The sequence below is a fragment of the Lacisediminihabitans sp. genome, from assembly GCF_036569425.1.
GTDB lineage: Bacteria > Actinomycetota > Actinomycetes > Actinomycetales > Microbacteriaceae > Lacisediminihabitans.
In genome coordinates this window covers 13,186-36,611 of sequence record NZ_DATCQQ010000030.1, presented here as the reverse complement: position 1 = coordinate 36,611, position 23,426 = coordinate 13,186, and the positions used below count along the sequence as shown (strand labels likewise).

Annotated in this window: 23 protein-coding genes; 8 read left to right on the top strand and 15 right to left on the bottom strand. The window is 69.6% G+C overall.

Annotation, left to right across the window (positions count from 1 at the left end; all coding sequences use genetic code 11):
- Positions 1-58: 58 nt before the first annotated feature.
- The 8 genes from VIM54_RS06545 to VIM54_RS06510 form a co-directional block, all read right to left on the bottom strand.
- Positions 59-1,357, bottom strand: a complete 1,299-nt coding sequence (locus VIM54_RS06545) for a DUF2252 domain-containing protein (protein ID WP_331899961.1) — start codon at positions 1,355-1,357, stop codon at positions 59-61.
- A 121-nt stretch (positions 1,358-1,478) separates the two neighbouring features.
- The gene (locus VIM54_RS06540; RefSeq protein ID WP_331899960.1) at positions 1,479-2,546 is read right to left on the bottom strand and encodes a hypothetical protein; all 1,068 of its coding nucleotides are present in this window, start codon (positions 2,544-2,546) and stop codon (positions 1,479-1,481) included.
- Between the two features lie 69 nt (positions 2,547-2,615).
- The gene (locus tag VIM54_RS06535; RefSeq protein WP_331899959.1) at positions 2,616-3,119 is read right to left on the bottom strand and encodes a GtrA family protein; all 504 of its coding nucleotides are present in this window, start codon (positions 3,117-3,119) and stop codon (positions 2,616-2,618) included.
- The gene (locus tag VIM54_RS06530; protein WP_331899958.1) at positions 3,103-3,897 is read right to left on the bottom strand and encodes a polyprenol monophosphomannose synthase; all 795 of its coding nucleotides are present in this window, start codon (positions 3,895-3,897) and stop codon (positions 3,103-3,105) included. Before VIM54_RS06530 ends, VIM54_RS06535 begins: the two co-directional genes overlap by 17 nt.
- Complete coding sequence (locus tag VIM54_RS06525) at positions 3,894-5,432, bottom strand: glycosyltransferase family 39 protein (RefSeq protein WP_331899957.1); 1,539 nt, start codon at positions 5,430-5,432, stop codon at positions 3,894-3,896. Before VIM54_RS06525 ends, VIM54_RS06530 begins: the two co-directional genes overlap by 4 nt.
- Positions 5,433-5,575: 143 nt before the next feature.
- The gene (locus VIM54_RS06520; RefSeq protein WP_331899956.1) at positions 5,576-6,931 is read right to left on the bottom strand and encodes a HAMP domain-containing sensor histidine kinase; all 1,356 of its coding nucleotides are present in this window, start codon (positions 6,929-6,931) and stop codon (positions 5,576-5,578) included.
- Positions 6,928-7,602, bottom strand: a complete 675-nt coding sequence (locus tag VIM54_RS06515; RefSeq protein ID WP_331899955.1) for a response regulator transcription factor — start codon at positions 7,600-7,602, stop codon at positions 6,928-6,930. Before VIM54_RS06515 ends, VIM54_RS06520 begins: the two co-directional genes overlap by 4 nt.
- Positions 7,603-7,712: 110 nt before the next feature.
- On the bottom strand, positions 7,713-7,862 hold the full coding sequence (locus VIM54_RS06510) for a hypothetical protein (protein WP_331899954.1): 150 nt from the start codon (positions 7,860-7,862) through the stop codon (positions 7,713-7,715).
- A gap of 184 nt (positions 7,863-8,046) precedes the next feature.
- Between VIM54_RS06510 and VIM54_RS06505 the strand changes: the two genes are divergently transcribed.
- Positions 8,047-9,606, top strand: a complete 1,560-nt coding sequence (locus VIM54_RS06505; RefSeq protein WP_331899953.1) for a S53 family peptidase — start codon at positions 8,047-8,049, stop codon at positions 9,604-9,606.
- A gap of 108 nt (positions 9,607-9,714) precedes the next feature.
- Entirely contained in the window at positions 9,715-10,185 is a 471-nt protein-coding gene (locus VIM54_RS06500; RefSeq protein WP_414673186.1) for an ATP-binding cassette domain-containing protein, read from the top strand.
- On the opposite strand, the gene VIM54_RS06495 is transcribed toward VIM54_RS06500, so the two are convergent.
- On the bottom strand, positions 10,167-11,912 hold the full coding sequence (locus VIM54_RS06495; protein ID WP_331899952.1) for a gamma-glutamyltransferase family protein: 1,746 nt from the start codon (positions 11,910-11,912) through the stop codon (positions 10,167-10,169). The two genes, VIM54_RS06500 and VIM54_RS06495, sit on opposite strands and share 19 nt — an antisense overlap.
- A gap of 233 nt (positions 11,913-12,145) precedes the next feature.
- On the opposite strand from VIM54_RS06495, the gene VIM54_RS06490 reads away from it, so the two are divergent.
- The 3 genes from VIM54_RS06490 to VIM54_RS06480 are packed head-to-tail and all read left to right on the top strand — an operon-like array spanning position 12,146 to position 14,586.
- A complete protein-coding gene (locus VIM54_RS06490; protein ID WP_331899951.1) occupies positions 12,146-13,327 on the top strand; it encodes a GAF domain-containing protein in 1,182 nt (393 codons plus the stop codon).
- A 60-nt stretch (positions 13,328-13,387) separates the two neighbouring features.
- A complete protein-coding gene (locus tag VIM54_RS06485) occupies positions 13,388-13,771 on the top strand; it encodes a DUF2834 domain-containing protein (protein WP_331899950.1) in 384 nt (127 codons plus the stop codon).
- 8 nt (positions 13,772-13,779) lie between these two features.
- Positions 13,780-14,586, top strand: a complete 807-nt coding sequence (locus VIM54_RS06480) for a Pr6Pr family membrane protein (RefSeq protein WP_331899949.1) — start codon at positions 13,780-13,782, stop codon at positions 14,584-14,586.
- Here VIM54_RS06480 and VIM54_RS06475 read toward each other — a convergent pair.
- Positions 14,507-15,919: a flavin monoamine oxidase family protein gene (locus tag VIM54_RS06475; RefSeq protein ID WP_331899948.1), complete on the bottom strand. Its 1,413-nt coding sequence runs from the start codon at positions 15,917-15,919 to the stop codon at positions 14,507-14,509. The two genes, VIM54_RS06480 and VIM54_RS06475, sit on opposite strands and share 80 nt — an antisense overlap.
- A gap of 74 nt (positions 15,920-15,993) precedes the next feature.
- Between VIM54_RS06475 and VIM54_RS06470 the strand changes: the two genes are divergently transcribed.
- On the top strand, positions 15,994-17,166 hold the full coding sequence (locus VIM54_RS06470; RefSeq protein WP_331899947.1) for a cation:proton antiporter: 1,173 nt from the start codon (positions 15,994-15,996) through the stop codon (positions 17,164-17,166).
- A 46-nt stretch (positions 17,167-17,212) separates the two neighbouring features.
- Here VIM54_RS06470 and VIM54_RS06465 read toward each other — a convergent pair whose 3' ends face one another.
- The gene (locus VIM54_RS06465; protein WP_331899946.1) at positions 17,213-17,902 is read right to left on the bottom strand and encodes a Pr6Pr family membrane protein; all 690 of its coding nucleotides are present in this window, start codon (positions 17,900-17,902) and stop codon (positions 17,213-17,215) included.
- A gap of 33 nt (positions 17,903-17,935) precedes the next feature.
- Positions 17,936-19,372, bottom strand: a complete 1,437-nt coding sequence (locus tag VIM54_RS06460) for a lipase maturation factor family protein (protein WP_414673185.1) — start codon at positions 19,370-19,372, stop codon at positions 17,936-17,938.
- 37 nt (positions 19,373-19,409) lie between these two features.
- Between VIM54_RS06460 and VIM54_RS06455 the strand changes: the two genes are divergently transcribed.
- Positions 19,410-19,898 (top strand): 8-oxo-dGTP diphosphatase, encoded by a 489-nt coding sequence (locus VIM54_RS06455; protein ID WP_331899945.1) that lies wholly within the window; start codon positions 19,410-19,412, stop codon positions 19,896-19,898.
- A gap of 21 nt (positions 19,899-19,919) precedes the next feature.
- On the opposite strand, the gene VIM54_RS06450 is transcribed toward VIM54_RS06455, so the two are convergent.
- From VIM54_RS06450 to VIM54_RS06440, 3 genes are read right to left on the bottom strand one after another with little or no spacing between them, the layout of a single operon-like run.
- Positions 19,920-20,126 carry a DUF6186 family protein gene (locus VIM54_RS06450; protein ID WP_331899944.1) on the bottom strand — a complete coding sequence of 69 codons (207 nt, stop codon included), beginning with the start codon at positions 20,124-20,126 and terminating at the stop codon, positions 19,920-19,922.
- Positions 20,123-20,719 carry a hypothetical protein gene (locus VIM54_RS06445; RefSeq protein ID WP_331899943.1) on the bottom strand — a complete coding sequence of 199 codons (597 nt, stop codon included), beginning with the start codon at positions 20,717-20,719 and terminating at the stop codon, positions 20,123-20,125. Before VIM54_RS06445 ends, VIM54_RS06450 begins: the two co-directional genes overlap by 4 nt.
- A 9-nt stretch (positions 20,720-20,728) precedes the next feature.
- The gene (locus tag VIM54_RS06440) at positions 20,729-22,054 is read right to left on the bottom strand and encodes a GNAT family N-acetyltransferase (RefSeq protein ID WP_331899942.1); all 1,326 of its coding nucleotides are present in this window, start codon (positions 22,052-22,054) and stop codon (positions 20,729-20,731) included.
- A 60-nt stretch (positions 22,055-22,114) separates the two neighbouring features.
- On the opposite strand from VIM54_RS06440, the gene VIM54_RS06435 reads away from it, so the two are divergent.
- Positions 22,115-23,422 carry a M18 family aminopeptidase gene (locus VIM54_RS06435; protein ID WP_331899941.1) on the top strand — a complete coding sequence of 436 codons (1,308 nt, stop codon included), beginning with the start codon at positions 22,115-22,117 and terminating at the stop codon, positions 23,420-23,422.
- Positions 23,423-23,426: the final 4 nt, after the last annotated feature.

The following is a 23,426-nucleotide window of genomic DNA, read 5'->3' as shown; positions in this document are numbered from 1 at the left end:
CCGACACCGGGACGGCGTGTCGCTGGAGAGTGCCGTCGTGAGTGCCGTCGAGCGTGTCTCAGAGGTCGGCCGGCACGAGCCGTCCGCTGCGCAGTGCCGCCTGGAATTCGACGTAGTCTCGCGCGGTCTGGTCAGCGTAGGCGACCGCGAAATCGGCGAGGGCGCGGTCGGCCCGATCGCTCAGACCGAGGTAGGCGGCGATGGACCCGGGGTCACCGGATCGCGCGTGGGCACGGGCGAGGGCGGTCGCCGTCAACCGCGCGTAAGCGATCAGCCCCCGGGGCTGGAAGGCGGTGGGGTCCGGCGACCACTTCATGTCGCGCAGCTGCCGCCCGTAGTACTGGGCACCGCCCGGCCCGGTGGTCCAGCCGAGGAAGACATCGCTCGAGGCCTGCATGAGCCGCTGGCCCTCGACCACCCGCTGTCCCTGGTGCTCCGTCGGCTCCTTGGGGCGCAGATCGAAGACCGAGCGCTGCGCCTGCTTCATCTGCAGCACGAGCAGGTCATCCGGTCCGGACCCTTCGAGCAGCACCACCCAGGAGTAGAGCCCCACGCTGCCCACCCCCACCACCTTGTGGGCGAAATCCACGATGCTGAAACGATCGAGCAGGCTTCGCCGACTCGCATTGAGCGATGCCCGATACCCGTCGAAGGTCTCGCTCACGAACTCGGCCGGCGATCCCTCGAGCGGGATGCGCGTGAGCAGCGGCGGCTGGTCGATGAACCGGCGGTGGCCGCCCTCGAGTTCGGTGAGCTTGCGGATCACCGACCAGGTGTCGCGCTTCTGGGCCTTGGCCACCCCGAAGCGAACGGCACGCCGCCCGCTCCTGCCCGTGGTCGAGGCGACGATCGCCTCGACATGGCTCGACTCCATGCGGTCGTACCAGACCCGCATGATCGGCATCGAGGCGTAGTCGCTCATGGTCGTGCGGTAGGTGCGCGCGCCCTCGAGCGCCGCGGTCTGCCCGATCTCCGGCGCGAGGCCGGCATCGAGCCCCGCCAGCACGAAGGAGGTGGTGAGCCGTTTCACGTCCCACTCGAACGAGCCCGGGAAGGTCGCGTCGAGGTCGTTCACGTCGAACACGACGCGGCGGTCCTCACCCGCGAAGAGCCCGAAGTTGGAGAGGTGGGCGTCTCCGCACAGCTGGGTGGTGAGCGCGGTGTGGGGCTGGCTCGCGAGATCCCTGGCCATGATGCGCGCGGTGCCGCGGAAGAAGGTGAAACTGGAGACCGCCATGCGCGCGTGCCTGAGCGGGATGAGCGCCGGGTCCCTGGTCGCCTCTTCGCCCTCGATCAGGGCGAGAGGATCCGCACGGTCCGCGGCCGGTTGCCAATGAGCGAGGGACGTGCGCGGCATCCGCGCCCTGGCGGCTCTCCCGAGGGATTCGTGGTCCGGCCGCGCCCCGCTCGCCTCGTCTGTCACGAGGGTCGGGCGGGGGTAGCGGTCGTGCGCCTCGCCCGCCAGGGGTCCATGCTGCTCATTGCGAGTCTCCCTTCTGCGCCGCCGGGCGGCGCACGGCATCCCGGAGCCTGGTCAGCCACAGTGCCGCGAAACCGCGCACGCTGCGTGCCGCCCGGAACGGTCCGAAGAACCAGGCGAGGATGGCCGTGACGCTGGCGAGCACGGCCACCGCGACGATCGTTCCGGCCAGGCCGCCGACGAACTGGTCGTAGAGCGAACCGGCCGTTGCGACGGGGACCGGATTGACCGTGTCGAAAAACGTGAAGCGCCCCCAGACGATGGCCAATCCGAGCAGGATCATCACGAGGGCGAGCGTCACCCCCGTCCACGCGATGGTGCGCACGCGTCGGTGGGCCACGAGAACACCGGCGACCAGGAAGAGCAGGGCCAGCCAGGGCAGCCAGGTGCCGGAGACGGCCACGACCGTGTAGGAGAACCTCGCGACGGGCACGACGTCGGACTTCGCGATCACGATGGTCCGGTCGATGGCCGGGATCCGCTCGGCGAAGCCGAGGCCCTTTTCCACGAGCACGGTCTTGAGTCGCTCGACGATCGGCCCGAGCTCGATGCCTATGGTGGCCTGCTGGTCGGCCGAGCCAACAGAATTCGGGTCGGAACTCAGCGTCGCGATGAGCTGGGCGTGTGACAGCCGGAGGGTCTTGGCCCAGGTGACGGCGAACGCGTCGGACGCCACGAAGCGGGAGACCTGGTTCTCGATGATGTCCTGGAGGCCCTGGGCCGCCGCACCCTTGAGGGAATTGAGCGCCGCCGTCGCCAGCGGGCCCGCGCCGAGCCCGGTGAGCCCGTCGATCGCGTCCGAGGCGATCCTCGGGATGTCGATCGACCGGTTGATCGCGGCGACCGCCTGATCCGCGAGATAGGCCTGCACGGCAGGATCGTCGGCGAGCGGGGCGAAGGTCGCGACGAAGGTGTTGGTGTCGAGCACTTCGACTCTCGCCCAGGCCGCCACGGCCGACACGGGGGCGAGCAGGATGCCGACGGTCACGAGGATCACGGCGAGGGTCGTCCGCGCCCAGCGACGGCGGGTGACCACGGGGAGATCGTCGTGCGGCAGTTGCTCCATGACAGCTCCGATCAGCCGGTGAGGAATACTTTATCCCTGCGTGGGCCGTCCGGCGATGAATTGTTCCGACTAGCGGATGACGACCCTCGGTTCGCTCGTGGAGGCGGTGTCGAGGGCGGCCGTGACCGGGTTCCTGCGCCTCACGGAGTACACCCACCAGCGGTAGAGGGCGAAGCGGAAGGCCGTGCCGAGCGCGAGGCCGACAACGTTCGTCGCGATGTTGTCGGCGATGATCGACGTGTAGCCGAGCAGGTAGTGCGACACCCAGAGACAGCCGAGGGCGATGACCATGCCGGCGGCGCTCACCACGGCGAACTCGATTCCTTCACGCACGACGTCGGTGCGGCGCTGCGAGCGGAATGTCCAGAATCGGTTGCCGATCCAGTTGACGAGGATGGCGAGCGACGTGGAGATCGCCTTGGCGATCACGGGCCCGCCATGCACCAGGCTCGGCTCGAGTACGGTCGTGCGGAGCGCATTGAACACGACGATGTCGACGACGAGCCCGACCCCGCCGACGAGGATGAAGCTGAGCAGTTGTCTGCCCAGGGCGGCCCTAGACTCGCGCGACATGGTGCTCCCTTGTGCTCGGCCGCTGCTCGAGTGGAGTGACGCCCCTCAGCCTGGCCGGCAGGCCCATGATGCCCCAGAGGCTCACTCGCACGATGGCCTCGCGCACAATCCCGCCGCTCATCTTCGACTCTCCGTGAACGCGCTCGATGAAGGTGATGGGAACCTCGGAAATGCGCAGCCCCGCGGTGTGGGCGTGCCAGAGCATGTCGATCTGGAAGCAGTAGCCCTGGCTCACGATCTTCTCGTAGCCGATGGTCTCGAGCGCGAACGCGGTGAATGCCCGGTAGCCGCCCGTGATATCCCGGAACGGCAGACCGAGGGCGATCCGCGCGTACAGGCTGCCGCCGCGCGAGAGAAGCGCCCGGCGCAGGGGCCAGTTCTTCACGCTGCCGCCGTCGACCCAGCGCGAGCCGAGCGCGACGTCGGCGCCGACGAGCGCGTGGAGAAGTCCCGTCAGCTGCTCTGGCTGGTGCGACCCGTCGGCATCCATCTCCACGAATCGCTCGTACCCGCGTTCGAGTCCCCAGGCGAAACCGGCGCGGTAGGCGGCTCCGATGCCCTCCTTGCCCGCGCGGTGCAGCACGTGCATCCTGTCGTGGCCGGAGGCGAGGGCGGAGGCGAGGGCTCCAGTGCCGTCTGGAGAGTTGTCGTCCACGACCAGCACATCCACGTCCGGGGCGCTGCGCAGCACCCGGGCGGCGATGTCGGCGAGGTTCTCGCGCTCGTTGTACGTCGGGATGACGACGAGCGTGCCGTTGGTGCGATGCCTCTGGGTCATGGTGTCTCCCTCGTGAGCTCGTAAACGACGGTCCGATGGACGGGGATCTCGCGAATGACGGTGAATCCGAGCCGCTGGAGTTCGACGATGTTTGCCGGTGTGCCGTGGGCCTTGAGCTCGAGATCCCACACGGTGTTCTTCGACGCGAGCGCGCCGCTCGACCGGCCGACGGTGGCCGCCTTGTCCCACAGGGCAGGCAGTTGCGTGTACGGCGCGGCAAGGGTGACGTCGGCCAGGCCGACGTACGCCTTCGGGTAGAGGTGGAGGCCAAGTCGCGGTGCCCGGGATGGCCTGGTCGTCTCGTCGAAGACGATGGCATCGCCGGGGTGGGCGTTCGCCGCGACCACTTCCGACACCTGACAGAGGTCACTCCCGCCGTCCTTGGCGAACGGGGTGCGCTGCTGCAGGTCGGTGTGGGCGGCGAGGGCCGCGACGAGCATCACGAGCGCGGCGGGGATCGCGGTGCGCAACACCGGTGCCACCGCTTCGAGCGAGCGAACGGCCGTCAGCCTGCGGGCGATCGCGTCGATGCCGACCGCGACGAAAAGCGCGGCAACCGGCGCGCAGAACGAGAGATAGCGCACGGTGTACATCGGTGCGACGAAGGTGTTGCCGATGAGCAGCGCGACCGTCGGCAGGAGAAGCCACCCGATGAGGAGCACGCGATGCTCGGACCGGGAGCGCAGGAGGGCGACGACACCGACGACGATGAGCGCCCAGCCGGCCGTGGCGAGCCAGGGGTTGCCGAACCACTGCACGATCACGATGCGGTCGAAGGTGGCGTATCCCCGGTGCGCGAGAAAGGTGATCTGTCCGTGCTGGGCAAGGCCGTAAGTGAGGATCGGTGCCGCCACGAACACGGTCACGCCCAGGGCGGCGAACCACCGGCGAAGCAGCGCGCGCCGGGCGGGGGAGGCGAGCAGCGCGAGGCCGTGAACGCCGGCGATGAGCACGAAGTAGAAGAACACGTAGATCGAGACGGCGAGGGCCAGTCCGTAGGCGAGCCACGGAAGCAGCCTCGTCACGCGCCGACCGAGCAGGGTAAAGAAGAAGATGGTGAGCCAGACGGCGATTGCCGTGCCGATGGCGTATGAGCGGCCCTCCGCAGACATGTAGCTGATGCGGGGCAGCACCACGCACACGAGGCCGGCCAGCACCGCGACCCGGCGGCCCCGCAGCCGGTCGCCGAGCACGACGATGCCGGCAACCGCGACGCCGACGGCGACCGTGCTCGGGAATCGCACCGAGAGTTCGGATGCCCCGAAGAGGTTGATCCAGAAGTGCAGAAACACGTAGTACGCACCATGCACGGCGTCGATCCTGCCGAGCTCGCCCCAGAGTGTTGCGAGCGGGCGCTCGGCCGACATGATGCTCGCTGCCTCGTCGCCCCAGAAGGAGGGAATCCACGAGCCGACGAAGTTGACGAACCAGCCGAGCAGTCCGAGACAGGCGGCGAGCGGACCGATGCCGTGCCCGAAACGCCGGGCCAGCACTCGGCCGGGCGTGACCGGTCGTTCTGCCAGGAGGTTGCTCACGGAAATCGCCTCTCGCCGCCGGTAAGCGAATCCGACTGTCGCCGGCTCGCTCATTCATGGTGGCGATTGCGCCCTGAGGTTTACCTCGGATCGGGGCAGGAGGATGTGAGAGTTCACACAGGTTTACCGGGGCGACCGGCGGGTCAGGCGATCGTCGGCAACGACACGGTGACCGTGAAACCCGCTCCGTTCGCCAGGGTGATCTCGCCGTGCGCCCTCGCGACGATCGCGTGCACGATCGCGAGGCCCAGACCGCTGCCGCCGTCCCGTTTGGCGCGCGCGTCATCCGGTCGGGAGAAGCGGTCGAAGGCCACCGGCAGAAAGTCGTCCGGCATGCCGGGGCCGGAGTCGACGACGGTGAGGATGAGATTCGACCGCGCGTGCCGCAGCGCGATCCGCACTCTCCCGCCGTTCGGCACGGCGGCGATCGCATTGCTGGCGAGGTTGCCCACGATACGACCGAAGTTGGCGACGGCGATGCGGTACACGGCCTCCGTCGGTTCTCCGGCCACGTCGAAGTCCACCGTGACGCCCTTGGGCGCGGCGAGCAGCCTCGCGCGGTCGGCCGAGGCGGCGACCTCGGCGGCCAGCTCGTCCCAGGTGCTCACCCCGTCCGGCGTCTTCGCCTCGATCTGGGACAGCTCGAGCAGCCCGGTCGCGAGCGCCGAAAGCCGGGACACCGAGTGCTGCGCCGAGGTGATTTCCGCCTCGAGGGCCCGTGCGTCTCCGGTGGAGAGGTGCGCGAGTTCGAGCTGGGTCATGAGGATCGCGAGGGGGGTGCGCAGCTCGTGGCTCGCATCGGAGACGAGCTGCCTCTCCCGATCCACCGACTGCCGCACCTCGGAGATGAATTCGTTGAGTGTGGTGGCGAGAGCCGACAGCTCGTCCGTCGCCGGTCCGATCGGCAGTGGCTCGGTCGACCCCTCGGCGACGAGCGCCTCGGCCTGCTGGCGCATCCGGTTCACGGGGCGAAGCGCCGCGCTCGTGAGCAGCCACGATGCGACACCGAACCCGGAGACCAGCAGGAGCCCCACGGTGATGAGGGCCTCGGTGATCCGGTCGAGCGAGAGGATGGCGGAGTCCTGGTTGCGGGCGGTGACGACGTGCCAGTCCCCGGCTGCGGTGGAGACCGTTTGGGTGAAGACCCGGTAGGTGTCGTCGGCGGCCACGAGTGTGTGGGCGTCGCCGGTCAGCGCGGTCAGCGTCGACAGCCGCCGCTCGAGACGGTCGGGCAGGCTCGACACCACGACCTTCCCGGCCGGGTTGACCACGGCGACGAGTTGACCGGTGCCCGGATCGTCGATCGTGCCGGAGGCGGTCTGGATCTCGGTGACGTATGGCGCCGCGTCATGGTGCAGGAGGGTCGTCGTCGTCGTGCTGACAATGTGCTCCACCTGGGCGCGAAACGCCACGACGGCGATCGCCGAGAGGAGCACGGCGATCGCGAGGCTGCCGATCGTGATGCGCCAACGAATCGAGAGGTGGCGCAGAAGTCTCACTCCACGACCTCGAGCGCGTAGCCCGTGCCCCGGGTCGTGGTGATCCGAACCCCCGTCCGCTCCGCGTCGAGCTTGCGCCGCAGGTAGCTCACGTACTGGTCGACGATGTTGGGGTCGATGTTGTCCGCCGAACCCCACACCTCCTGGAGGATGGTGGACCGGGTCACCGTGGATCCGGCCTTCCCGGCGAGGAGCCGGAGCAGCGTGAACTCCTTCGGGCTCAGGGCGAGCGTGCGCCCGTCGGCCGTCACGGTCAGCGCGAGCGAGTCAATGGTGAGGTTACCCACGGCGATGGAGAGCTTCTCGGCCGCGGCATCCCTCCGCAGCAGGGCCCGGATGCGGGCACTCAGCTCGATGAACGCGAACGGCTTGGTGAGGTAGTCGTCCGCGCCTGAGTCGAGACCGTACACGCGGTCCTCCACGGCATCCCGGGCGGTCAGAAGGAGAATGGGCAGGGAGCTGCCGGTCTCGCGGATCCGGCGGCAGATCTCGAAGCCCGACATCCGGGGCAGCATGACGTCGATCGCCGCGAGGGCGAAGTCCTCGTGTGCCACGGCGATGAGAGCGTCGATTCCGTTCTCGACGACGACGGTCTCGTACCCGTCCGCCGTGAGCCCACGGTCGATGAGACGACCCATCTCCGGGTCGTCCTCCACAATCAGGATCTTCATGGGGCTTCTCTCCGGCAACCATTGCCTCGGCGCCGCCACGCGGTCGTGGCGGCGCTTCAGCAATGTTCTCACCTTCGAGTGGACTCTCCTCAGCGCGCTCTCTCAGCGACTCAGGGCCGGGCGTCGGTCCCCAACTGTACGACCGCCCACGAGAGGGCGGGCATCCTGAGGGTCTTCGGCGCGACGGCGGCACGCTCGGCAACATCCTTCACCGTCGCCCGCACCGAGCCCTCCCTGCGTCGTTCCCCGGTATGGAGCATCGTCCGCACCGGAGCAGGCAGCCGCGCGAGCCGCCCGGCGCGGGTTGAAGATCGGGGTGAAGCGGTGTTGGCTGGGGGCAGCGAACACAACGATGGGTCGAGGCGGATTCCGATGGAACAGAACAACGAACCAGTGCAGCCACCAGTACAGCCACCAGCGCGACCGTCGGACGAGGGACTCGAGTTGAGGCCCCTGCCCGGCAGCGAGCGTGCGCCGGCGCGAGGGGTGGTGCCGACGGCGGCCGAACTCTCCCGCGAGGGCACGATCGAGGCGACGGTGGTGCTCCGGCGTAGGGCTGCCGTGGACACGGAAGCCGTACTCGCGGCCGCGCCGATGTCGAGGGAGGCACTCGCCGAGTCGATGGGCGCGGACCCGCGGGACGTCGGGCTCGTCGTGTCGACCCTCGGGTCGCTGGGGGTCACCGTCGTCTCCACCGACCTCGCCTCGCGCCGCGTGCGCATCTCCGGCACGGTCGCAACCATGGGCCGGGTCTTCGGCGTGCAGCTGCAGGCCGTCACGAGCCTCGCCGCCGACGGATCGCCCGCGAGCCACCGGCATCGCACCGGTGGTCTGATGGTGCCGGCCGCGCTCGACGGCGTGATCACGGCGGTGCTCGGGCTCGACGACCGGCCGCAAGCGCGCGCGGAGTTCCGGGTCGCCGATGCGCGGGCCGTTTCCGTGAGCTACACACCGACCGAGCTCGGGGAGATCTATCGTTTTCCGCCCGGCACCGATGGCTCGGGCCAGACCATCGCGATCATCGAGCTCGGCGGCGGGTTCGCCCAGGCGGAGCTCTCCGCCTACTTCACGAGTCTCGGCATCACGGGCCCCACCGTCACCGCGGTCGGAGTGGACGGAGTAAAGAACCAGGCGGGCAAGGATCCGGCAGGCGCGGATGGCGAGGTGCTTCTCGACATCGAGGTCGCCGGCGCCCTCAGCCCTGGGTCGGAAATCGTCGTCTACTTCGCCCCCAACACCGACGCGGGATTCGTGGATGCCGTGAGCGAGGCCGCCCACGCCTCGACCACTCCCACCTCGATGAGCATCAGCTGGGGCCAGAACGAGGACGCGTGGACCGGGCAGGCTCGCCGCACACTCGACGACGCCTTCCTCGACGCCGCCGCGCTCGGAATCACGGTGACGGCGGCCGCCGGCGACAACGGCAGCTCGGACGGAGCGAATGACGACCGTGACCACGCCGACTTCCCGGCCTCGAGTCCCCACGTGCTCGCCTGCGGCGGAACGAGCCTGCGCGCATCCGGCGGCACGGTGCGGTCGGAGACGGTCTGGAACAACGGTGCGGGCGGGGGTGCCACGGGCGGGGGAGTGAGCGACGTGTTCGCCCTGCCCGCGTGGCAGCAGAGAGTCGGCGTGCCGGCGTCCGGAACCCAGTCCGGCGGGCGCGGCGTGCCGGATGTCGCGGCCGTCGCCGATCCGACCACCGGCTATGCGGTGCTCGTGGACGGCGAGCACAAGGTCTACGGCGGCACGAGCGCCGTAGCGCCGCTCTGGGCGGCCCTCGTGGCGAGGCTCGCCCAGGCGACGGGCCGACCACTCGGGCTGCTCCAGCCCACGTTCTACCGCGCCGCCGGGACGGGCGAGAGCGAGGCAGGCTTCCGCGACGTGATCTCGGGCAACAACGGCAGCTTCTCGGCAAAACCGGGCTGGGACGCCTGCACTGGCCTCGGTGTGCCCGACGGCGTCGCGCTGCTCGCCCTGGTGAAGGCGCAACCGGGTCGCTGAGGAGGGTTGCCTGATGTCGGTGGCGGCGGATACGTTCGCAGCATGACCTTTGTCGAGGCCTGAGGCCTGAGGCCTGAGCAAGACCTATTCCCCCGCGGCGCCGGCCCGGTGCACGCCCTCGACGGGCTCAATCTCGTCGTCCCCCGAGGCACCGTCACCGCCCTGCTCGGCCCGAACGGAGCGGGCAAGACCACGACCGTCAAGGTATTGACCACCTCGATTCGACCGGATCACGGCACGGCGACGATCGACGGCATCGACGTCATCGCGCACCCCTACCGCATCCGCCCGATCATCGGCGTCTCCGGGCAGTACGCGGCGGTGGACGAGAACCTCACCGGGTTTGAGAACCTCGACATGGTGGGGCGGCTCTACCACCTCGGCGCGCAGCAGTCGCGGGCCAGGGCGAGGAAGCTGATCAGCCTCTTCGGCGCAGATGGATGGCACGTCGTTGCGGCGGCAGGGCAGGGCGGCGACAAAAGGGGCCAGTGCGTGCAATCGGGGCCGACGAGTTGGCCCCGATTGCACGTATTGGCCCCAGCGGGTGCGGGCCGGAGAGACTACCGACCGGCCGCGTAGCCCTGGGCACCGCGGGGGTTCGCCGCGGCGCTGAGCACACCGGTCACCGGGTCGATGCCGACGGCCGAGATGCGCCCGAGCGTCCAGTCACCGACCCGGGTGACCCGATGTCCCCGGGCGACCAGGTCGTCGATCACCTCGTCGCCGAGCCGCCCCTCGGCCACGGCGCCGCCGGGCTCCCAGGTGCGCGGCCAGAACGAGCCGGGGTATGAGGTGGAATGGAACATCGGCGCGTCGATCGCCTGCTGGGGGGTGTATCCGCCCACGAGGGTGCGCAGGAGGTAGAGCAGCTGCCACAGGTCCTGCTGGTCGCCGCCGGGGGAGCCGAGCGCGGCGATTGCCCTTCCGTCCTTGAGCACGAGCGTGGGGGTGAGGGTGGTACGGGGCCGCTTCCCCGGAGCCAGCGTGGACGGCGAACCGGGCTCGAGCCAGGTCATCTGCAGCCTCGACCCCAGGCAGAACCCGAGCTCGGGGATGGTCGGGGACGACTGCAGCCACCCACCGGAGGGCGTCGCGGCGATCATGTTGCCCCAGCGGTCAACGACGTCGATGTGGCAGGTGTCCCCGCGCGTCTCGCCGCTCGACGCCACCGTGGGCTCCCCGACCCCGGCGAATGCCGGGTCGTGCTCGGTGCGCAGCGTGGGGACGAACGCTTCGAAGCCGGGGACGGTGCCCGGCCGGAACTCGAGGGACGCCCAATCCGAGATGAGCGCCCTCCGCTGCGCGCTGTACTCGGCGGAGAGCAGGTACTCGAGCGGCACCCGGCGGTCGCCGTAGTACGCCTCGCGGTCCGCCATGGCGAGCTTTTCGGCCTCGAGGATCGTGTGGGCGCCGAGCGCCGTCGACGGGTCGAGGTGGTGGTCATCGAACCCCTCGAGGATCGCGAGCATCTGGAGCAGCGCCGGTCCCTGCCCCCACGCGCCGGTCTTGGCGATCGTGTAGCCGCGGAATGTCGCCGTGACGGGCGCCTCGAATCCGGAGACGAAGAGGGCCAGGTCGCCGGCGGTCATCACTCCCGCGTGATCGGTGCCCGAGGAATGCCGGTGCGGGCGCCGGACGAATGCGTCGATCTCCCGCGCGACGAAGCCGGTGCGCCAGGCGTTCCGTGCGGCGTCGATCCTCGACTCCCTGGTCGGTCCGTCGTCGGGATGGCTGGAGGTCTTCGCCGCGTGCACGAGCCGCTCGAGCGTGCGGGCGTATGCCGGGTTGGTCACGATCTCGCCCTCGACCGGCGCGCGGCCGTTCGGCATCCATTGGGCGGCGGATGTCGGCCAGTGCTCGGTGAACAGGTCGGACACTGCGGCGATCGTCGCGCCGACCCTGGCGAGCACCGGATGCCCCTTCAGTGCGTAGCCGATCGCATAGGCCAGCACATCGTCCAGTTCCCAGGTGCCGAGTTCGCGCAGCAACAACAACCAGGCATCGACGGCACCGGGCACCGCCGCGGCCAGGGCGCCGGACCCGGGCACGAGATCCAGCCCCTCTGCCCGGTAGTGCTCGGGCGTCGCCGCCTCGGGGGCCGGTCCCTGGCCCATGAGCACGACCGCGGCGCCCGGCTGCCGAGCCGTGGCGAAGAGCCCGGTCATGTCGCCCCCCGGCCCGTTGAGGTGCGGCTCGACAACGTGGAGCACGAACGCGCCGGCGACCGCCGCATCGAAGGCGTTGCCTCCGCGCTCGAGCACCGCCTGGGCCGATGCCGTGGCGAGCCAGTGGGTCGATGCGGTCATCCCGAACGTGCCCGTGAGCGTCGGACGGGTCGTGAAGGCTTCAGGAGGGGTAAACGTCACAGTGTTCCGAGAGTAGACGCCGTCGCGCCGTTCCCGAAAGCGTCCGGCGAAACCGGCGGGAGGTCGCGCTGACGGCTATCCGAGCGAAACCCACGCTACGGCGGTAGAATTGGGCGCACGACGACTGCCCAGACCCAGCAGACCGATTCTTCCGGTCGAAAGGGCTGAGGACGATGCCGATAGTCACCGCGCTGGTCCGACCGATCGCGCGGGTCTGGCTCGCCTCTGTGTCCCGCGCGTCGCTCGACCTGTCCCGACCGACGGGTGCTCCCCATGTGCACGCCGACGGCGTGGATTCCGATCGCATCCTCCTCGTCGCCGACGGGCCGTCCGTGGGGCACGGCCAGCTTTCCCACGAGCTCGGCCTCGCCGGCCACCTGGCCAGGAAGCTCTCGGCGCTCACCGGGCGGGGTGCGAAAATCGACATCATCGCCGAGGGCAACCTGACAGCCGCCGGATGCCTGGCTACTCTGGTCGGGATGGACCTGTGGCGCTTCGACGCCCTCGTGCTCACGATCGGAGCCAACGAGGCGCTCGGGCTGTCGTCGCTCGGCAGGTGGCGGCGGCAGCTCGTGGACCTGCTCGACCATGTGGAGAACACGGCATACGGCGTGCACACGTTCGTGATCGGCGTGCCGTCCTCGACATCCCGCATCCACTTTCCGCGGATGCTCGCGCACATCGTCGACCGGCAGGTCGTGCTGCTCAACGACACGACGGCCGACGTGTGCGCCGGTCGTCGGAGCGCCACCCTCCTGCCATTCGACCCGCCGCTCTCCGCAGGCGGCGACCGCAATTCGAGCAAGTCCTTCGACGGCTGGGCCAGCCTCATCGCCCCCGCCATGCGCGACAAGCTCGACAAGGTCGACATCGCGAGCGAACGGCCCAGCACCGTGCGGGCCTCGGCCGAGGTCGCGCGCCAGCAGGCGTTCGACGACCTGACCGTGCTCGGACCCGAGTCCGAGGGGAGGATCAACGTCATCACGGCGCTCGCGCGCAACATCTTCGGAACGACCGGGGTCGCCATCGTGTTCAGGCAGGGGGACGACGTGTGGGTGAGGTCCTCATTCGGAATGGACGGCTCCGGAGACGCCAGGATCGAGGAGCTGTACCGTCTCACCTCCGGCGAGGCCGGTCTCGCGGTGATCGAAGACACCTCGACCGATCCCAGAACCGCCTACTGGCCATCCTCCGCCCACGAGCACATCCGATTCTTCGCGTGCTTTCCGATCACCTCCCCGGACGGACGGTCGCTGGGGGCGTTGTGCATCGTCGACTCCAGTCCGCGCACAATGGCCCGGCGCGAGGAGGGGCTGCTTCAGGCACTCGCCGGGCGGGTACAGGAGGAATTCTGACCCCGGCGCGCCGACGGCACCCTCTGGTGCGCGCGGGTCGGGAGGCTGCACGATGAGCAGATGACCAAGAACTGGACGCCGCTCGCCGCCGCCTACCTCGTGCTGAGTGTGATTGGCCTCATCGGTGCCTGGACCTTCAATGCCTTTGCCATCGTGCAGGCCCGCGACTTCATCGGCGACTGGGTCGGAAGCGGCCCGGCGGTCTCGTCGCTCACCGTCGACCTGCTGGTCGTGGCCGTCGCCGGAAGCGTGCTGATCATCGTCGAGGCGCGAAGGCTCGGGATGAGGTTCGGCTGGCTCTACGTCGTGCTGGCCGGACTCACCGCCTTCGCCTTCACCTTTCCGCTCTTCCTCGCGGCGCGAGAGCGAACGCTCGAGGCGACACGGCGCGCGGGCCGCCAGTACGCGGCCGCCGATGAGGGGAACCCAGACGGGGGTTCGTAGACTGCCAATTGCAGAGCGACGCGAAACTCGCGCGCGTTGCGGCGGAGGTGGGCGGCACGGTGACGGTTCGGGCGGCGTTCGGCGCCCTGCGACTCGGCATGGCCATGCTCTGCCTCGTGGCACTCGTGGCGCGGTTTGTCTGGGGTCTCGGCTCGGCGACGTTCACTGCCGGCAACTTCTTCGCCTACCTCACCGTGCAGAGCAACATGGGGTTCGTCGTGGTGTCCGTCATCACGGGCGTGATCGGTCTCCGGGGCACGAACGATCCGGCCTGGCTCGACACCATGCGAGCGTCCGTGCTCAGCCTGACCGTGTCTTCCGGGGTGGTCTTCGGCTTCCTCATCGAACAGGCCGGGGCGCGCGGTTTTCGAATCGACGTGCCGTGGTCCGACCAGGTGCTGCACTTCTGGCTGCCGACGATAGCCCTTCTCGACTGGATCATCGCCCCCGGACGACGGCGTGCCCTGTGGCGCGCGGTGGTGATCGTGCTCGTCTTCACGGTGGGCTGGGGGCTCGTGACACTCGTCCGCGGCCCCATCGTGGGGTGGTATCCCTACTTCTTCCTCGACCCGGCCCAAGTGAGCGGACCGGGCGAATTCTTCCTGTTCGGCGCGCTCGCCCTTACCCTCTTCGGCGGAATCTCCAGCGGACTCGTCGCGATCAGCCGAACCCGGCCGCTCTACGAACGATGGGCCACGCGGGAGCCCCGGTCGAGTCCGGCTACTTCGAGTCCGGCTACTTCGAGTCCGGCAACTTCGAGCCCGCGAACGGCACGAGTGCGCGCAGCGCTGAGTCGACTACCTGGTCGTCGCTGAGCTTCGCAAGCCGGCGGGCCGCGTCGCCGCCGACGATCCCCACGAGCACCGGCTCTCCCGTGACCGCCTCGAGATTGATCCAACTGGTGAAATCATCGTCGGTGCCGACGAGGTTCCAGGCCGCGGCATCCGTCGACCAGAACGGCTTGTCGAACCTCAGCCATACCGTCTCCACCGCGCCAACGCCGATCGCCTGGATCGCGGCGCGGTGGGAGAACGGCAGGAGCGGCTCGAACGCGATCGAACCCTGCTGCAGCACTCCGAGCGGCACGGTGACGATCGCGCGGTCCACCTTGAGGGACTCCCCGGTGCCGAGCTTGAGGCTCACCCCGGAGTCGCTGTATGCCACTCCGACCACGGCGGTGGAGAGCGAAGTCTTCACGCCGTCGAGGGCGTCGGTGATGAGCGCGTCGAACCCGCCCATGACGAGCCGGTCGTAGTGCACGGCCTCGTCGACCCCGAACCAACTGGACAGCCGGGAGTCACTCGCGCCGTTGGTGGTGGCAAGCGAGGCGAGGTACTGGTCGAGCAGGGCGGACCCCGCGAATCCGTCGACCGTGGATGAGGCGGCAGTCTTGGCCGCCCCCGACTTGTCTAGGGAGGTCTTGAGGCTGGAATCGGTGGCCTGTGCGGCCGCCCAGTCCGTGGCCGTCCTGACCGCCGTCGGTCCGACGGTGCTCTCGGTGGTGGAGCTCGCCCCCGTGCGCGCGAGAAGCGTGCCGGTGAAGGGGTTGGTCTCCACGCCAAGGGAGGCGAGTTTGGTGAGCAGTGGGGCGTCGGTGGCCTTGCCCAGTCGCCAGGCGCCCAGTTCGACCGGCAGCGGCCACGACTTGGACGTGCGGGTGTCGATACGGCCGCCGACCCGGTTCCGCGCCTCGATCACGACCACGTTGTAGCCGTCGAGGGTGAGCAGTCGCGCGGCCTCGGCCCCCGCTGCGCCCGCGCCGATGACCGCGATCCGCTCGCCCAGCGTCGCGGCATCGGCGACGGCACCCGCGGCCCGCGCGCCGGAGCTCTGCGCGCCGAGAACGGTGCCTGGCAGGTCGTTGGAAGTGGCCTCACCGGCGAAGAACAGACGGCCCATGACGGGCTCCCGCAGGTCGTCGCGATGCTGCGGCGTCGCTCCGACAGCGAGAAAACTGTGCGATCCCAGGCTAAACGGATCGGCGGTCCACTTGCTGCGCAGCATCCCCGCGGGCCGGGGAACGGCGAGCGTGGGGCTCGGCGACGAGGTGGGCGTGGGAACCGGTTTGCCGTCGGTGCATGCCGTCAACACGAGCAGGGAGAGACCCGAACCCGCCCCGACCAGGAAACTGCGGCGACTGAACGACATTTCATCGCCACTGTACTCGTAAATGACGGGCCGAAGCCCCGGGGCGGGGCGCGCCAGGAAGCTAGTGTGACCCCATGAGCTTCTCTCTGCTGGCGCTCGTCGTGCTCGTCGGGCTGCTCGGTCCGGTGCTCGCCGGCCGCTCGTCGTGGCACCTGCCTGTGGTGGTCGGTGAACTTCTCGGCGGAATCCTGATCGGCGCATCCGGGCTTCGGCTCATCGACGCGGGGGAGCCCACCTTCACCGCCCTCGCCAACATCGGATTCGCCCTCACGATGTTCGTCGTGGGCTCCCACATCCCGGTGCGAGACCAGGCCGTGCGGTCCGCTCTCGGCCGCGGCGCCATCGGCGCGGTGGTGGCGGCGTTGGTCGCGGTGGCCGCTGGGCTGGCCCTCGCAGGGCTGTTCGGCACTGGCCATCCGGTGCTGTATGCGGTGCTCATCGCCTCCTCGTCGGCCGCCCTTGTGCTTCCCATCGCCGCCGCGATCGGGCTGACCGGTCCATCGTCCCTGCAGCTGGTGGCGCAGGTGTCCATCGCGGACACGCTGTGCATCGTCGCGCTCCCACTCGCGATCGACCCGGTGAACGCGGCTCCGGCCGCCCTCGGCGCCCTCGCGGTGATGGCGATCGCCGTGCTGGCATTCTTCGGGCTGCTCGCCCTCGACCGCCTCGGCTTGCGCCAACGGGGACACAAGGTCTCGGAGCGCCGCAAGTTCGCCCTCGAGCTGCGAATCAGCCTGCTCCTGCTCTTCGCCCTCGCCGGCCTCGCCCAGCTCACGCACGTGTCGATCATGCTCGCGGGCTTCGCCCTTGGCCTCGTCGTCGCCGCGATCGGCGAACCGCGGCGGCTCGCACGACAGCTGTTCGCCGTGACCGACGGCTTCTTCGGCCCCCTTTTCTTCGTTTGGCTCGGCGCCTCGATCCAGCTGTCCCACCTGGGCGCGCATCCGTTCATGATCCTGCTCGGCGGGTGCCTCGGGGCGGCGGCGATCGTGGCCCACGTTGCCGTGCGGCTGGTCGGCCAACCGCTCCTGCTCGGGGTGATGGCCGCCGGTCAGCTGGGTGTGCCCGTCGCGGCGGCCACCCTCGGCACGCAGTTGCACCTGCTGCGGCCGGGGGAGGACGCGGCGCTGCTGCTCGGGGCTCTCGTGACCGTCGCGGCCACGACGATCGCCGGCAGCCTGCGGGCCAGACGCACAGCGGGCGGCCCGACCGCCCTGGCGCCGCCCGGTGGAGTTCCGGCCGGGTAACCGCCAGCTGATGCCGCAACCGATCGCCGCGAGCGACCAGACGCGCCTAGAACGGCTCGCTATCGGCAGCCTCGCTGTCGGCCAGCACCAGCCGCGGACGCCGGGCATCGAGGCGGCCCACCACGATCACGGTCGAGGCGACCGCGAGGATGAACACCGAGATCCCGACCACGTAAACGAGCACGCTGAGGATGCCGCCGGGGCCGTCCGGTTCGAGGAAGGGGTACGGGTACCAGCCGGTCACCGCGCCGCGCAGCATCGTGAACGCGAGCCAGGCGAGCGGGTAGGAGACGACGAGCCACAGTCGCGTCCAGCCGACCCGCGCGCGCCCGGGCGCGAACAGCCAGTCGAGCACGATCACGATCGGCACCCAGACGTGCATCACCTCGTTCGGCCACTGCACGCCGTGATAGCCGGTGCTCGGGATGTTGCGGAGCAGCACGTTGTACACGGCAGCGGTTATCACGGCGTAGGACAGCACGGCCACTCGCACGCTGGTGAAGAACTCCGTCTCCGCTCTGCCGCGCAACGCGAGCATGCCGCCGACGAGAAGCACCACGACGTTGATCATGCTCGACTCGATGGTGAAGTATGCGAAATACTCGCCGGGCTTGAACGCGTCGTGCAGCAGCTCGTCGGTGATCTGCGTGATGATCGCGGAGAGCACGAGCAGCCCGAGAACCAGTCTGAGGGCGCCGAAACTCCGGCGCAGGGGGGAGTCGGACACCGTCGTCATCCGCTCAGGGTATCCGCTCGCGGTTCGCACCGGTCAGTCCGGTGGGCGCAACGCCATCGGCGGCATCAACTCCCGTCGCTGGTCGCGCATCCAGCGCTGGCCGGTTGCCCGTTTCTCCGCCCGGGTCGCGAACCGGTACCGATAGCTGAGCACTCGCACCAGCCGCGGGCGTTCCCCGTGGAATGGTTCCTGCCGCAGCATGCGCAGCGTCGGCCGGTCCGCCTCGAGCAGCCTGGCAAGAAACGCGTAGAACCAGCCCTCGTGCACCGAGCCGAGCGGCAGGAACCACATCAGCCAGTCCAGGCGCAGGTGATACGGCGCCCACTGCCGCGGCATCCGCCTGAGATCGCCCGGCTTGCCCTTGAACTCGTATTCGCTCCACGCGGACTCGTTATCCGGGTCGTCGTCGAGGGTTCCCTCGACAACGATCTCGATCCGCTGCCGTGTGACTGAGCCGAATGCGCCGTAGGCGTTCACCAGCTGCCAGCGGTTGAAGCTCGCGTTCATGAGTTGCCGCCGGGAGAACAGGTTCCTGATGGGCCAGTAGCTGAGAACCACGAGCAGCAGCGTCACGACGAGCACGATTGCGAGCCACCAGGGCGGGGTCTGCGCGCCGGGCATCCGGCCGAGCGGAATCACCGGCAGCACCGCGTGGGCGACCGGGTCGCTGATGGCCGCGAAGGCCAGCACGATGGTGATCCAGTTGAGCCAGGCGAAGTTGCCGGTGACGACGAGCCAGAGCTGGGTGAGCACGATGACGGCGGCCGCGGCGCTGCCCACCGGTTGCGGCGCGAACAGCAGGAAGGGCACCACCAACTGGGCGAAGTGGTTGCCGATCACCTCGAGCCGGTGCGCCCACTTCGGCAACAGGTGGGCCTGCCGGCTGAGGGGCCCCGGCATCGGCTGGGTCTCGTGGTGGTAGTACAGCGCCGTCAGGTCCCGCCAGGCGGTGTCGCCGCGCAGCTTGATCAGGCCGGCCCCGAATTCCAGCCGGAAGACGAGCCAGGCGATGAGCAGCAGGATCGTCTTCGGCGGCGGCACCTGGTTCGAACCGAGGAACGCGACGGTGAATCCCGCCTCGAGCAGCAGCATCTCCCAGCCGAAGCCGTAGAAGGTCTGGCCGACGTTGACCACCGACATGTAGAGCAACCAGAGGCCGATGAAGACGATCATCGGCAGCCACGGCGGTCCGGCCTGCGGCAGTCCCGCGATGACGGATGCGGCGAGCAGCATCCCCGTCACGCACACCGCGAGAAGCAACCGGTCGGAATAGCGCCAGCGGAACAGGGTGGGCCCACGCAGGCGTCGTTTATTCTCGAGCAGTCTCGGCACCGGCAGCAGGCCGTGCTCGCCAAGGAGCGCGCGGAACTGGTTGGCGGTGGAGAGGAACGCGACGAAGAAGATCACGGCAATGCCGCGCTGCAGGACCTGCCGCGCGAATTCGTAGTCCTGGGCATCGAACCAGTCCATGCGGCTCACCATACGCGCGCGCGGCTAGGCTCGCTGCATGGGATTGCCCGAGGTGTGCGTCTGCTACCTCATCCGGTCCGGTCCGTCGGGTGACGAGGTGCTGCTCGGGGCGAAGAAGTTCGGCCTGGGGGAGGGAAACCTCGTCGGCCCGGGCGGCAAGATCGAACCGGGGGAGACGCCCGTGCAGGCCATCATCCGCGAGGTGGCGGAGGAGACCGGGGTGGTCGTGGCCGCGGAGGGGCTGAGGCTCGCCGGGGAGCTGACCTACCCCTTTCCGCATCGGCCGGCCTGGAGCCAGAAGTCGTGGGTGTTCGTCACCCGCGACTGGTCCGGCCTGCCACGGGAGTCAGACGAACTGGCGCCGGAGTGGTTTCCGATCGGCGCGATTCCGGTGCACCGGATGTGGGACGACGCGAAGTACTGGCTGGACGACGCGCTCGGCGGCGGCTTCGTCACGGCCACGTTCGAGTTCGGGGAAGACCTGCGCACGGTGGCGGCATCCGATCATCGGCGCTTCGTCGCCTGAGCTCTCGGAGGGTCCGCGGCATCACACCGTCGGCGCGAAGAAGAAGTGCCAGCCGAACCACCACCAGCCGGCGATGATGCCCACCCGCACGATGCGGGACGTCATCACCTCGGTGAGCATCTCGTCGAGCGGCGCCACGCGATCCGGCCTGCTGCGCGAGTATGCCTCCAGGGCGATCATCGCCCCGAGAATCACGAGATAGCCGGCGATGACGACCAGGCGCGTCACGGCCGGCTCCACACGCGAAGCAGGCCGAGGCCGCCCAGCAGCCAGAGTGTGACCACGATGGTGCGGCCGATCGGCGACTCCACGAACGGGTCGAGAAGGATCGAGACGGTCGGATACTCCTGGAGGGCCGCGGCCGATCTCGTGCTGAGAATGAACGCGCCGGCCTCCCAGAGGCAGAGCGCGACCCCCAGCACCGACCACAGCACGAGCGACCGACGGATGGCATTTGGCGGGCGCGAGGCACCCACCGGATCCGGCACCCAGGCGAGCAGGAGCACCGTGATTCCGATGGCGACCATCCCGAGCAGGTCGAGCCAGCTGTGTCGGGGGGCGAGCACGAGGAACACCCCCAGCCCCGCGGTGATCGCGAGGATCACCCAGCGCGGTGCCGTCAGGAGGCGCCTGAGCAGATGGATGCGCCCGTCGGTCTGGTTGTCGATCACCAGCACGGCGACGAGGAGTCCGAACACCGCGCCGTCCACCCACGCTCCCCGCCACAGCTGGAATCCGGCCATGATCGCGAGCACGAGCGTCCAGAGGACGTCGCGACGCCTCCATCGAACGGACCTACGTCTTCCGGCGGGTGTGCTCACGAGCCAAGGTTAGAACCAGATGCTCAACCACGGTTCGACGGGCGAGCGGAAGGTGCGGTCCACCGCGACGGCGGAGTCCTCGCGCAGCTCGGTGATCCGCCCGGCCCTCGTGAGCGACACCGCGGACACCCCGCCGAGGTAGAGCGCGCTGAGCGCGTTCACCGAGAGAGCCGCCGCCGCCGCGTCGTCCGGAATGTCCCCGTCGAACGGCGCCACGGTCGCCGAACCGTCCACGGCGACATCGAGCAGCACGCGCGTGGCCGCGAAACCGAGCGGGTCGCTCACCTCGAGCACGGTGCGGCCGGGCCGGGAGTAGTGCCGGGCCTCGAGCGCCGAGCTCACGTCCAGGATGCGCGTCCACAGGTGGTCTCGCTGCTGGGCGACCCGCACCGCCCGGAAGTCGGACACCTGCCAGAGCACCGCCTCGTCGACCGGGCGCAGCGACGCCGTCACCTCGCTCACGAGATCCTGCTCGAGCAGGAAGCGCCAGAGCCCCGCGTACGCGTCATCGGTCGCCGCGACCAGGAATTTCACGTCCAGGGAGTGGGCGGCGAAGTCCGCGGGTGACCCGGTGATCCGATAGACCGCGAAGCCCTGGGCGACGCCGGCGGCGTCGTCGAACCGCACCGCGCGCAGGTTCTTCGCCGCGTCCTTGTCGTCGCCGACAAGCCCGAAGAGCCGCACCCACAGCTGGCCGCCGAACTCCATCTGCCCCGGCGTCTGCAGCCGCACCCGCTCCACGATCGCGAGGCCCTCGTCGCGCAGGTGTTCGAGCGACACGAATTGCACTCGGCCCGACGCCTCCTGGCCCGTCCACCTGGCCCGCGCAGTGTCGATGCGCCAGTCCGTCGTCATCGCCGCCGGGGCGAACCCGAAGCGGCCGTAGATCGTCGCCTCCGACACCGTGAGCATTGCCACCGGAACCCGCAGCTGGTGAGCGGTGCGCAACTCGGCCTCGAGCATCGCCCTGGCGATGCCGAGCCGGCGATGAGTGGGCGCGACGGTGACGGCGCTGATGGCCCAGGCCGTGACGGAGCGCTGGCCGGGTACGGTGAGCTCGGCCGGCCACGAGCTGACCGTGGCGACGGGAGAATCGGGCTCGGCCGCCGTGGCGTCCCACACCCCGCTCGTGCGTCGGTCGGAATAGCCGGCGAACTGTTCGCCGAGCGACTGTTCGGATGGCCGCGGGGCGTGGAACCCGCGCGCCTCGGCCCGCAACCAGAGGTCGAACGCCGCCCTGTCGCCCGGGTCGACGAGGTCGAGACGCAGGCCCTCGGCGGCGAGGCGGTCGCGGGAGCGGGGATCGATCGGCGTGCGCTGGAATTCGGAGGTCATCGCTTCAGGCTATCGGTGCCCCTGGACGCTCCGGCCCGACGCGGATGCTTGAATTGGCCCATGAGCGATTCCACCGCCTCGGCCGCCACCCACCTGCACGACCTCGCCCGATTCGTGCAGGCGTCGCCGTCGTCCTACCACGTGGTCGCCGAAGCGGCCAGGCGGCTCAGCGCGGCCGGATTCACCGCCCTCGATGAGGCGGAGCACTGGGCAGCGGATCCTGGCCGGTACTTCGCGATCCGGGATGGCGCGATCGCCGCCTGGATCCTGCCGCCGACCGCCGGCCCCGCCACGCCGTTCCGCATCGTCGGCGCACACACCGACTCGCCCGGGTTCAAGCTCAAACCGAAGCCGACCACCGGATCCCAGGGCTGGCTGCAGGCGGGAGTGGAGGTCTACGGCGGGCCGCTCTTCAATTCCTGGCTGGACCGCGAGCTCGAGTTCGCCGGTCGCCTCGTGTTCGACGACGGTACGAGCGCCCTCGTGCGCACCGGGCCGTTTCTGCGCTTTCCGCAACTCGCCGTGCACCTCGACCGCGGCGTGAACTCCGACGGGCTCACCCTCAATCCGCAATCCCACCTCAACCCGGTGATCGGCGTCGGCAACGCCGCCGACACCGACGTGATCGCCCACCTCGCGGGCCTCGTCGGCCGCGCCGGCAAGCACGTGGTCGGCTATGACGTCGTCGTCGCCGACACGCAGACCTCCGCCGTCTTCGGGCTCGATGGTGCGATGTTCGCCTCGGCCAGGCTCGACAACCTCTCGTCGGTGCACGCGGGCCTCGCCGCGCTGCTCAGGCTCGCGGAGACGGGAACGGACGGACTCGACGATATTCCCATGTTCGCCGCCTTCGACCACGAGGAGGTCGGCTCGGACACTCGGTCCGGCGCGAGCGGACCGTTTCTCGCCGACATCCTCGCCCGCATCAAGCCGGACGCCACCGAGTCGGATCGCGCCCGTGCATTTGCGAGGTCGTGGTGCCTCTCCGCCGACGCCGGTCACGCCGTGCATCCGAACTATCCGGAGCGGCACGATCCGGCAAACCGCCCGGTGGTCGGCCGCGGTCCTCTCCTCAAGATCAACGCCAACCAGCGCTACGCCACCGACGCCTTCGGGGCTGCGGAATGGGCGCGGTCCTGCCGGCAGGCCGGGGTCGACTACCAGGAGTTCGTCTCGAACAACGCGGTGCCGTGCGGGTCGACCATCGGTCCGCTGACCGCGACGCGACTCGGCATCCGCACCTTCGACGTCGGAATCGCCCTGCTCTCCATGCACTCCGCCCGCGAACTGTGCGGAGTGGAGGACCCGGCCGCCCTCGCCTCGGCGATCGGCGCCTTCCTCGCGCCGGCCACGCCCCACGAAAGGTAGACCG

Bases quoted from the DNA above. Each gene is read 5' to 3' on its own strand.
- VIM54_RS06545 (WP_331899961.1), bottom strand. From the start codon at position 1,357: ATGCCGCGCACGTCCCTCGCTCATTGGCAACCGGCCGCGGACCGTGCG.
- VIM54_RS06540 (WP_331899960.1), bottom strand. From the start codon at position 2,546: ATGGAGCAACTGCCGCACGACGATCTCCCCGTGGTCACCCGCCGTCGC.
- VIM54_RS06535 (WP_331899959.1), bottom strand. From the start codon at position 3,119: ATGTCGCGCGAGTCTAGGGCCGCCCTGGGCAGACAACTGCTCAGCTTC.
- VIM54_RS06530 (WP_331899958.1), bottom strand. From the start codon at position 3,897: ATGACCCAGAGGCATCGCACCAACGGCACGCTCGTCGTCATCCCGACG.
- VIM54_RS06515 (WP_331899955.1), bottom strand. From the start codon at position 7,602: ATGAAGATCCTGATTGTGGAGGACGACCCGGAGATGGGTCGTCTCATC.
- VIM54_RS06510 (WP_331899954.1), bottom strand. From the start codon at position 7,862: ATGCTCCATACCGGGGAACGACGCAGGGAGGGCTCGGTGCGGGCGACG.
- VIM54_RS06495 (WP_331899952.1), bottom strand. From the start codon at position 11,912: ATGACCGCATCGACCCACTGGCTCGCCACGGCATCGGCCCAGGCGGTG.
- VIM54_RS06490 (WP_331899951.1), top strand. From the start codon at position 12,146: ATGCCGATAGTCACCGCGCTGGTCCGACCGATCGCGCGGGTCTGGCTC.
- VIM54_RS06485 (WP_331899950.1), top strand. From the start codon at position 13,388: ATGACCAAGAACTGGACGCCGCTCGCCGCCGCCTACCTCGTGCTGAGT.
- VIM54_RS06475 (WP_331899948.1), bottom strand. From the start codon at position 15,919: ATGTCGTTCAGTCGCCGCAGTTTCCTGGTCGGGGCGGGTTCGGGTCTC.
- VIM54_RS06470 (WP_331899947.1), top strand. From the start codon at position 15,994: ATGAGCTTCTCTCTGCTGGCGCTCGTCGTGCTCGTCGGGCTGCTCGGT.
- VIM54_RS06465 (WP_331899946.1), bottom strand. From the start codon at position 17,902: ATGACGACGGTGTCCGACTCCCCCCTGCGCCGGAGTTTCGGCGCCCTC.
- VIM54_RS06460 (WP_414673185.1), bottom strand. From the start codon at position 19,372: ATGGACTGGTTCGATGCCCAGGACTACGAATTCGCGCGGCAGGTCCTG.
- VIM54_RS06455 (WP_331899945.1), top strand. From the start codon at position 19,410: ATGGGATTGCCCGAGGTGTGCGTCTGCTACCTCATCCGGTCCGGTCCG.
- VIM54_RS06440 (WP_331899942.1), bottom strand. From the start codon at position 22,054: ATGACCTCCGAATTCCAGCGCACGCCGATCGATCCCCGCTCCCGCGAC.
- VIM54_RS06435 (WP_331899941.1), top strand. From the start codon at position 22,115: ATGAGCGATTCCACCGCCTCGGCCGCCACCCACCTGCACGACCTCGCC.